We start from the raw sequence: 2,389 nt of genomic DNA, 5'->3' as shown, positions 1-2,389 counted from the left end.
TCTTTACCATATCCCCGAAGGGACTTAGGCTATGTACAGGGCTTTCCGTCCTTCCCCTGCTAACGTCACACCACATGCTGGAACCGCATCGGTGACCGATCTATTTTATTGCGTCGGCTAGATGGACCTACTCGTTTTAAGAGCGAGTGCAGAACTCTGTCGTTTTTTGTGTCTATGTATCTCAAAGTCTATAAACTAAAATACAAAGATGAGTTTATAGAAAAACGAAAAAAGACCGTTCAACTGGCGTCCTCCAGTCAAACGGTCTTTGTAGATAGGGTTCATACGCTTGTTTTTACTTGAAAAACAGGGTAGTATGTACCTATAAACGTGCCCTCCGAGGTGATCGGGGGGTACACCGTTTAACCAGTGTTAGCGCACTTAGTTAAACAAAAGCCATTCCATTGATCCTCATCAGAAGCTTCCAACTACTGGTGAGAGGAGGAATGGTTTTTTTTTCGTCCATGTTTAATTGTCTTAATACTAGCAAACTTAAGTTCTTTTAGGAAACATTTTATAATAGTTTTTTTGATTTCACTGTAAATCGAAAAGGTATTTAATTTCAAGCGTGACAAATACTATAATCTACCAATGCGTTTTTACTTTCCATATGAGCGATTGCTATACTAAGTTAAAATTCTAGGTTTTTTTAGAAAGGTTGAGAGAAATGATGTCACGCAAAAAAGATTATTTAGGTTTACTAGTAGCCATTGTAGGGTTATCGACCTTAATACTTGTTCTTGATTTACCTAATAAAACAAACAACTTCATTTCCATAGGGATTGCAGCAGTCGTCTTAGTAATTACGAGAGAACTCTTCGATATAACAAAAAGTAAAAACACACACTGATGTTTATTATCAGTGTGTGTTTTTACTTTTTGTCTGTTTTTAAGCAGGAGTAACTTTAAATGCCGTAGCCTCATACCACTTATCATACAAACCTCGAGTGCGCTTAGTATAAGTAACTGTCACTTTGAACTTTGTTGCAGTGGATTTATTCAACACACTTTGAAGTGTCAGTATGTAAATGGGCACTCCTTATCTTCGATATCTCGTGAAGGGACGAAAACAACATGCAGCGACCACGAATGACCAAACCGAACGACATACCAAAACTACTCACGATCGCCGACCTTTCTGTTCGTTGGGACATGCCGAGACAAAGTCTGCACGACAAAAAAGGAGAGGACAAATCCCCTCTCCCCGTACAATATGTCGCGAACAATCGGACGGCACTCTTCCTCGAAAGCGACATCATCGAATACGAAAAAGAGAATCCGTACATCAAGACAAGAGCACAACGGGAAGCGCGACGGAATTTCATCTTCAAGTTGTATATGGACACGAACGACGAATAAAAAAAGTGGCACATTTCGTGCCACTTTCGTGTTTTCACTGGCACATTTCGTGCCATTTTCGGACTTTTGATGATATCACAGAAACCCCAGGCCCTGCCTGGGCTATCACGGAAAGTGATAGCAGTTTCCCCTTATGCTCTTTTTTGCTTCTTTTGCTTCGTTTTTACTTCGAACTCTCCAAACAATTGATCTTATCTGTAAAGATTTGAACAAAAACAGGAAAGGTATTTTTTTAAAATCAGTAAAAAAAAGAAGAGCGAAAGCTCTTCTTTTTTAGGAGGGGATACACAAAGTTACTCAATCATAATACGTTTAGAAGTGTCTAAGTTTTCTTTTTTAGGAAGAATTAATGTCAAAACACCATCTTCCAATTTAGCCTGAGCGCCTTCTTCACTCACGTCTTTCAACAAAATACTGCGAGACATTTGTGACATTCGACGTTCTCGGTGGATATATTTACTTCCTTCTTCTTCAGAAACACTTTCATGCTTAACAGATAAGTTGAGACGACCATCATCGATTGTAACTTGAACATCTTCTTTTTTAACTCCAGGTACTTCTGCTTCAATGACATACTTGTCTGCTTCGTCTTTGATATCCACCTTAAATGTATCGTGTCTTAGACTTCTTTCGAACGGAAGCCCACTTGCTGAGAAAAAGTCATCTAACATGTTTGAAAAATCATTAAACCCAAGGTTCATTAAATCATTACGCTTTTTGTTGAAAGGAATCAAACCAGCCATGATAATCACTCCTTAGATTTATTTTTAGCACTCTATGTACCGGAGTGCTAACTACAATTTATAAATATCAAATTCAAAAAAAAGTGTCAACAGAAAATGCTTGTTTTTTTAATAAAAATAAGATGTATAACAAAACAGATCAGACTACACTCTATCTGTCTTGTCATACACCTCATATAATTCAATAGTTACCACTCGAAAAGTTTGTGAATTCCGTCGGTTTTCGTCCGGTTTTCGGACTTTGGCTTGATAGCGTCGTCAAGTTTGCGTGGAGTTTTTATTTCACG

Annotated in this window: 2 protein-coding genes; one reads left to right on the top strand and one right to left on the bottom strand. The window is 38.1% G+C overall.

All coding sequences use genetic code 11. The features are described 5' to 3' along the window. Positions 1 to 1,074: 1,074 nt before the first annotated feature. Positions 1,075 to 1,359: a hypothetical protein gene (locus KNP77_RS15740; RefSeq protein ID WP_214891757.1), complete on the top strand. Its 285-nt coding sequence runs from the start codon at positions 1,075 to 1,077 to the stop codon at positions 1,357 to 1,359. 293 nt (positions 1,360 to 1,652) lie between these two features. On the opposite strand, the gene KNP77_RS15735 is transcribed toward KNP77_RS15740, so the two are convergent. Next, the gene (locus KNP77_RS15735) at positions 1,653 to 2,102 is read right to left on the bottom strand and encodes an Hsp20/alpha crystallin family protein (protein WP_214891756.1); all 450 of its coding nucleotides are present in this window, start codon (positions 2,100 to 2,102) and stop codon (positions 1,653 to 1,655) included. Positions 2,103 to 2,389: the final 287 nt, after the last annotated feature.

Source organism: Exiguobacterium sp. s142 (assembly GCF_018618455.1).
GTDB classification, from domain to species: domain Bacteria; phylum Bacillota; class Bacilli; order Exiguobacteriales; family Exiguobacteriaceae; genus Exiguobacterium; species Exiguobacterium aurantiacum_A.
This window is presented reverse-complemented; position numbering and strand designations above follow the sequence as displayed.

Excerpts from the sequence above, each read along its gene's own strand:
- KNP77_RS15740 (WP_214891757.1), top strand. The coding sequence starts at position 1,075 with ATGCAGCGACCACGAATGACCAAACCGAACGACATACCAAAACTACTC.
- KNP77_RS15735 (WP_214891756.1), bottom strand. The coding sequence starts at position 2,102 with ATGGCTGGTTTGATTCCTTTCAACAAAAAGCGTAATGATTTAATGAAC.